The sequence below is a fragment of the Streptomyces milbemycinicus genome (assembly GCF_002154605.1).
Classification (GTDB): domain Bacteria; phylum Actinomycetota; class Actinomycetes; order Streptomycetales; family Streptomycetaceae; genus Streptomyces; species Streptomyces milbemycinicus.
In genome coordinates, this window is record NZ_MUNE01000978.1 from 1 (window position 1) to 6,882 (window position 6,882).

Sequence of the window (6,882 nt, forward strand, 5' to 3'; positions counted from 1 at the left end):
GCCGCTGGCGCTGGCTGGGCCCGCCGGGCCGTCTGCGCCTGCCGGGCCTGCCGGGCCCGCTGGGCCGCCTGCGTCTGCCGGGCCTGCCGGGCCGCCTGCGCCGCCTGCGTCTGCCGGGCCGCCTGCGCTGGCCGGGCCCGCCGGGCCGCCTGCGCTGGCCGGGCCGCCCGGGCTCGCGCTGGTGCCCCCGCCGCCGAATCTGCTCGCCACGCTCGCCGTCCGGCACACCGTCGGGATGAGCCTGGCCCTGCAGGGCCGCTGGGAGGAGGCCGGCCAGACGCACCGCGAGGTCGCCGCCGAGCGGGAGCGCGTGCTGGGCCCCGACCACCCCGACACCCTCGCCAGCCGTTACGAGGCGGCCTTCGCCCTCGGGCGGCAGGGCCGCCACGGCGATGCGCTGGGCGAGTACGGGCGGGTGGCGGCGGGCCGTGCGCGGGCGCTCGGGCCCGAGCACCCGGACACGCTGGCCGCCCGGCAGGAGACCGCGTTCGCGCTGAGCCGCCTCGGCCGTCACTTCGAGGCCCACCAGATCTACGCCGCGGTGCTCGCGGCCCGCGAGCGCACGATGGGCGCCGAGCACCCCGACACGCTGCGCTGCCGCCACAACCTGGCCTTCAACCTGGGCCGCCTGGGGCGGTTCGAGGACTGTCACCGGGTGGCCCGCGAGGTGGCCGCGGCCCGCGCCCGGACCCTCGGCCTCGACCACCCCGACACCCTGGTCACCCGCTACGAGGTCGCGTACGCCCTCGGCCAGTTGGGCCGCTGGAGCGACGCGCTGCACATCTACCGGGAGGTGGCCGACGCCCGCGGCCGGACGCTGGGCCCCGACCACCCGGACACCCTCGCGGCCCGCTACGAGGTCGGCATCAGCCTGGGTCGGCTCGGCCGCAGCGCGGAGGCCCTGGTGCTCTACCGCGCCCTCGTCGACGACCGCACCCGCGCCCAGGGCCCCACCCACCCCGAGACCCTGCGCGCCCGGCACGGCCTCGGCGTCAACCTGGGCCGCCTCGGCCGCTGGGAGGAGGCCCTGGCCGAGGCCCGCGACGTCTCCGGCCTGCGCGAGCGGACGCTGGGCCCGGACCACCCCGACACCCTGGTCAGCCAGCGGGAAGTGGCGGTGGCCCTCGGCTGGCTCGGCAACTGGACCGACGCCCTGGAGCTCTACCGCCGGGTCGCCCGGGCCCGCGCGGACGTGCTGGGCGCCGACCACCCCGACGCCCTCGCCAGCCTGGGCGACGAGGCCCAGTGCCTGGAGCAGTTGGGGCGGCGCGAGGAGGCCGTCGAGCTGTATCGGCGGATGGCGGCGGTGCGTGGGCGGCGCGCGTGAGATGCCGGGGCCGCCCCGCCCCCGCGGCACCCGAGCCGCACCCCCTGCGCGGCTCCGCCGCGGTGGGGCTCGGCCGGCGCGGCGTACCGGCGGGCCCACGGACGGCCTCGGTGTGTCGCCCCCGCCCAGCAGACGGGCGGGTCGGCTGTGCCCGGCTGCCCGGCTGCCCGGCTGCCCGGCTGCCCGGCTGCCCGGCCGCCCGGCTGCCCGGCGGGGGCGACGGCCGTTCCTGCCGCAGGGGTCCGCCTCGCCGCCTCCTGGCCCCGGCGATCACCGCGTGCTACTCAGGAGGTATGCCTCACAGCGACGCGTACGACGCCGTCATCGTCGGCGGCGGCCACAACGGCCTGGTCGCCGCCGCCTACCTCGCCCGCGCCGGCCGCAGGGTGCTGCTCATGGAGCGGCTTGACCACACCGGCGGCGCCGCCGTCTCCACGCGCCCCTTCGCCGGGGTCGACGCGCGGCTCTCCCGCTACTCGTATCTGGTGAGTCTGCTTCCGCGGCGGATCGTGGACGACCTCGGGCTGCGCTTCTCCGTAGCCAAGCGGACCGTGTCCTCGTACACCCCCGCCGTCCGCGCCGGGCGTCCCACCGGGCTGCTGGTGGGCGGCGGCGAGGCCCGCACCCGCGAGTCGTTCGCCCGGCTGACCGGCTCGGACCGGGAGTACGAGTCCTGGCAGCGCTTCTACGGGATGACCCGGCGCGTGGCCGAGCGGGTCTTCCCGACCCTCACCGAACCGCTGCCCACGCGCGAGGCGCTGCGCGCGCGGATCGGCGACGAAACGGCCTGGCGGGCGCTGTTCGAGCGGCCCCTCGGCGACACGGTCGAGGCGGAGTTCGAGGACGACCTGGTCCGGGGCGTGGTCCTCACCGACGCCCTGATCGGCACCTTCAGCCACGCCCACGACCCGTCGCTGCGTCAGAACCGCTGCTTCCTCTACCACGTGATCGGCGGTGGCACCGGCGACTGGGATGTGCCGGTCGGCGGCATGGGCGCGCTGACCGACGCGCTCCGGGACGCGGCCCTCGCGGCGGGCGCCCGGATCGCCACCGGCTGTGAGGCGACGGCCATCGCCACCGACGGAAAGTCCGCGGAGGTGATGTTCCGTGACACGGACGGGGAGGGTCTGGTGGGGGCCCGATACGTGCTCGTCGGGACAGCCCCGCAGGAGCTGGCCGTGCTGCTGGGCGACGAGTCGCCCGATCCGCCCGCCGAAGGCGCACAGCTCAAGGTGAACATGCTGCTGCGCCGGCTGCCCGCGCTGCGCGACCCCGACGTCGACCCGCGCGAGGCGTTCGCCGGGACGTTCCACATCGCCGAGGGCTACGGCGACCTGGAGGCCGCCTACAGCCAGGCCGCGGCGGGCGGGCTGCCCCTGCGGCCACCCTCGGAGATCTACTGCCACTCGCTGACCGATCCGTCGATCCTGGGCCCCGACCTGGTCCGGCAGGGCTACCAGACCCTGACCCTGTTCGGGCTCCAGACCCCCGCGCGGCTCTTCACCACGGACCATGACACGACGCGGGCCACGCTGCTGGAGGCCACCCTCGAACTGCTCGACGCCGAGCTCGCCGAGCCGATCGCCGACTGTCTGGCGTACGACTCCGAGGGGATGCCCTGTATCGAGGCGAAGAGCCCGCTGGACCTGGAGCGGGAGCTGCGGCTGCCCGGCGGCAACATCTTCCACCGCGAGCTGGCGTTCCCGTACGCCCAGGAGGGCACCGGCCGCTGGGGCGTGGAGACACGCCACGCCAATGTGCTGCTGTGCGGGGCGGGCGCGGTGCGCGGCGGCGGGGTGAGCGGAATCCCGGGGCACAACGCGGCCATGGCGGTGCTCGGCCGGTAGCCGCACCCGGGCCGCGTCCAACCGGAGAGCCAAAGAATCTGACGTTGCGTCAGAAAAACTCTTCCTTCGTCCGCCGCCCTGCGGCATCCTGCCGCCCATGGAGACGGAGCTGAGCAACAGGCTGGGCATCGAGCACGCCATCTTCGGCTTCACGCCGTTCCCCGCCGTGGCCGCCGCGATCACCCGGGCCGGCGGGTTCGGCGTGCTCGGCGCGGTCCGCTACGGAGCGGCGGACGAGCTGGCGCGCGACCTCGACTGGATGCAGGAGCACACCGACGGCAAACCGTACGGCGTCGATGTCGTCATGCCCGCGAAGAAGGTCGAGGGGGTGACCGAGGCGGACATCGAGGCGATGATCCCCGAAGGACACCGCCGGTTCGTCCAGGAGACCCTGGCCAAACACGGCGTACCCGAGCTCGCCGAGGGCGAGGCCTCCGGCTGGCGGATCACCGGCTGGCTGGAGCACGTCGCCCGCAGCCAGCTGGACGTCGCCTTCGACTACCCCGTCAAGCTCCTGGCCAACGCCCTCGGCTCACCGCCCCCCGACGTCGTCGAGCGCGCCCACGGCCACGGCATCCTCGTCGCCGCCCTCGCGGGCAGCGCGCGCCACGCGCTCCACCACAAGGACGCGGGGCTCGACATCGTGGTCGCGCAGGGCTACGAGGCGGGCGGCCACACCGGCGAGATCGCGTCCATGGTGCTCACCCCGGAGGTGGTACAGGCGGTGGACCCGCTGCCCGTACTCGCGGCCGGCGGCATCGGCAGCGGCGAACAGATCGCCGCCGGGCTCGCCCTCGGCGCGCAGGGCGTCTGGCTCGGCTCCATCTGGCTCACCACCGACGAGGCCGCGCTCACGTCGCCCGCGCTCACCGAAAAGCTGCTCGCGGCCGGGTCCGGCGACACCGTCCGCTCCCGCGCCCTCACCGGCAAGCCCGCCCGGCAGCTGCGCACCGAGTGGACCGACGCCTGGGAGGACCCCGAGGGCCCGGACCCGCTGCCGATGCCCCTCCAGGGCCTGCTGGTGGCCGAGGCCGTCTCGCGCATCCAGAAGTACGAGGTGGAGCCGCTGCTCGGTACGCCGGTCGGGCAGATCGTAGGCCGGATGGACGCCAAACGCCCGGTGCAGGCCGTCTTCGACGATCTGACCCGCGGCTTCGAGCGCGCCATCGACCGCGTCAACCGTATCGCCGGACGGGCCTGAGCCCGCCGCCCGATCCCCTGCCCGATACCCCCATCGACACCCCTGCCTGATACGCCGCCAGAAGGAGGACCGGACCGCCATGTCCCGTACACCCAACGGCTTCTGGGCCCAGGCCGCGCTCGAACCCGACCGCACCGTCCTGATCGCCCCGGACGGCGAGGAGTGGACCGCCGCCCGGCTGCACGCCGCCTGCAACCAGCTCATCGGCGGGCTGCGCGCCGCGGGGCTGCGGCGGGGCGACGCCTTCGCGGTGGTGCTGCCCAACGGCGTCGAGTTCTTCACCGCCGCGCTCGCCGCCACCCAGGCCGGGCTCTATCTGGTGCCCGTCAACCACCATCTGGTCGGACCGGAGATCGCCTGGATCGTCTCGGACTCCGGGGCCAAGGTGCTGATCGCCCACGAACGCTTCGGCGAACAGGCCACCCGGGCCGCCGACGAGGCCGGGCTGCCCGCCACCCATCGCTACGCGGTCGGCGAGGTCGACGGCTTCCGCCCGTACGCCGAACTGCTGGCGGGACAGTCCGATCAGCCGCCCGCCGACCGCGAGCTGGGCTGGGTGATGAACTACACCTCCGGTACGACGGGCCGCCCGCGCGGCATCCGGCGCGCGCTGACCGGAGCCCTGCCCGAGAACGCCCACCTCGGCGGCTTTCTGCGCTTCTTCGGCATCAAACCCCGCGACGAGGAGCCCGACAACGTCCATCTGGTGTGCTCACCGCTCTACCACACCGCGGTGCTCCAGTTCGCCGCCTCCTCCCTGCACATCGGCCACCGGCTGGTCCTCATGGACAAGTGGACGCCCGAGGAGATGCTGCGCCTCATCGACGCGTACCGCTGTACGCACACCCATATGGTCCCCACCCAGTTCCACCGGCTGCTGGCGCTGCCCGAAGAGGTCAGGGGGCGCTACGACGTGTCCTCGATGCGCCACGCCATCCATGGGGCCGCGCCCTGCCCCGACCACATCAAACGCGCCATGATCGACTGGTGGGGCAGCTGTGTCGAGGAGTACTACGCGGCCAGCGAGGGCGGCGGAGCCTTCGCCACCACCGAGGACTGGCTCAAGAAGCCGGGGACGGTCGGCAAACCCTGGCCGATCAGCGAACTGGCCATCTTCGACGACGACGCCAACCGGCTCCCGGCCGGTGAACTCGGCACCGTCTACATGCGGATGAGCACCGGCGGCTTCGCCTACCACAAGGACGAGGCCAAGACCCGTAAGAACCGCATCGGCGACTTCTTCACGGTCGGCGACCTCGGCCTGCTCGACGAGGACGGCTATCTCTACCTCCGCGACCGCAAGATCGACCTGATCATCTCCGGCGGCGTCAATATCTACCCGGCCGAGATCGAGGCGGAACTCCTCACCCACCCCGCCGTCGCCGACGCCGCCGCCTTCGGCATTCCGCACGACGACTGGGGCGAGCAGGTCAAGGCGGTCGTGGAGCCGGCCCCGGGACATGAGCCGGGACCGGAGTTGGAGCGGGAGCTGCTGGACCACTGCGAGGGGCGGCTGGCCGGATACAAACGCCCCAAGTCGGTCGACTTCGTCGCCGAGATGCCGCGCGACCCCAACGGCAAGCTCTACAAGCGGCGGCTGCGCGAGCCGTATTGGGAAGGGCGTGAGCGAGCGATGTGACGCGGGTAGCCTCTGCCCTATGCACACACTTGACACCGTCGAGGTGGACGGGATCGAGCTGGCCTACCGGGTCTGGGGGGAGCGTGAGGCTCCCCCCGTCCTGCTGCTGGCCGGCCTCGGCGGGGACGGCGTCGACTGGCTGAGAATCGCCCCCGAACTCGCCCGCACCCGCCGGGTGTACGCGCTCGACCTGCGCGGCCACGGGGCCAGCGACTGGCCCGGGGACTACGCCCTGGAGCGGATGAGCGACGACATCGTCGGCTTCCTCGCGGCCCTCGGCCTGCCCCGCGTCTCGGTCGTCGGACACTCCTACGGGGGCGTGGTCGGCTACCTCCTCGCCCAGCGCCACCCCGATCTCGTCGAGCGGCTGGTGATCGAGGACGCCCCGCCGCTGTGGCCCCAGGACCCGCCACTGGAGGTGCCCGAGCGCCCGAAGGGGCGGCTGGCCTTCGACTGGGCGGTCAAGACCCAGTTCACCGAGCAGCGCAACGTGCCCGATCCACGGTGGATCGAAGGGCTTTCCGCGATCACCGCCCCGACCCTGCTCATGGGCGGCGGCCCGGACAGCCATATCCCGCAGGAACTGCTGGCCGACATGGCCAAGCGGATACCCGACTGCCGCCTGGTCACCATCGACGCGGGGCATTTCGTCCACGAGATGCGCCCCGAGGCCCGCCGCGGCAGCGGCTGATGTTACGGTCTGGCCGAGGTGCGCCCGTTTCTGGAGGCAGAGAAGTGACGCCGATGCTGAAGGGGACGCTGCGCCACGCGCTGACCGCCGTCGCGGCCCTCGGGCTGCTGGCCACGGCTGCGCCCGGCGCGGCCGCGGCTGGGGCCGCTTCCGTCGCCGCCCCGGCCTCGGCTTCCG

General features: G+C 73.9%; 5 protein-coding genes. All 5 read left to right on the top strand.

Annotation, left to right across the window (positions count from 1 at the left end):
• The coding region (locus CCN51_RS49885; protein WP_143676187.1) for a tetratricopeptide repeat protein at nucleotides 1-1,327 on the top strand (1,327 nt) is incomplete at its 5' end.
• A gap of 293 nt (nucleotides 1,328-1,620) precedes the next feature.
• Entirely contained in the window at nucleotides 1,621-3,174 is a 1,554-nt protein-coding gene (locus CCN51_RS49890) for a phytoene desaturase family protein (RefSeq protein ID WP_014173696.1), read from the top strand.
• 97 nt (nucleotides 3,175-3,271) lie between these two features.
• On the top strand, nucleotides 3,272-4,375 hold the full coding sequence (locus CCN51_RS49895; RefSeq protein ID WP_014173695.1) for an NAD(P)H-dependent flavin oxidoreductase: 1,104 nt from the start codon (nucleotides 3,272-3,274) through the stop codon (nucleotides 4,373-4,375).
• Nucleotides 4,376-4,454: 79 nt separating this feature from the next.
• A complete protein-coding gene (locus CCN51_RS49900) occupies nucleotides 4,455-6,014 on the top strand; it encodes an acyl-CoA synthetase (protein WP_014173694.1) in 1,560 nt (519 codons plus the stop codon).
• Nucleotides 6,015-6,033: 19 nt separating this feature from the next.
• A complete protein-coding gene (locus CCN51_RS49905) occupies nucleotides 6,034-6,705 on the top strand; it encodes an alpha/beta fold hydrolase (protein WP_014173693.1) in 672 nt (223 codons plus the stop codon).
• Nucleotides 6,706-6,882 lie beyond the last annotated feature (177 nt).

What these genes read in the sequence shown, in the direction of transcription:
- CCN51_RS49890 (WP_014173696.1), top strand. Translation starts at nt 1,621, where the DNA reads ATGCCTCACAGCGACGCGTACGACGCCGTCATCGTCGGCGGCGGCCAC.
- CCN51_RS49895 (WP_014173695.1), top strand. Translation starts at nt 3,272, where the DNA reads ATGGAGACGGAGCTGAGCAACAGGCTGGGCATCGAGCACGCCATCTTC.
- CCN51_RS49900 (WP_014173694.1), top strand. Translation starts at nt 4,455, where the DNA reads ATGTCCCGTACACCCAACGGCTTCTGGGCCCAGGCCGCGCTCGAACCC.
- CCN51_RS49905 (WP_014173693.1), top strand. Translation starts at nt 6,034, where the DNA reads ATGCACACACTTGACACCGTCGAGGTGGACGGGATCGAGCTGGCCTAC.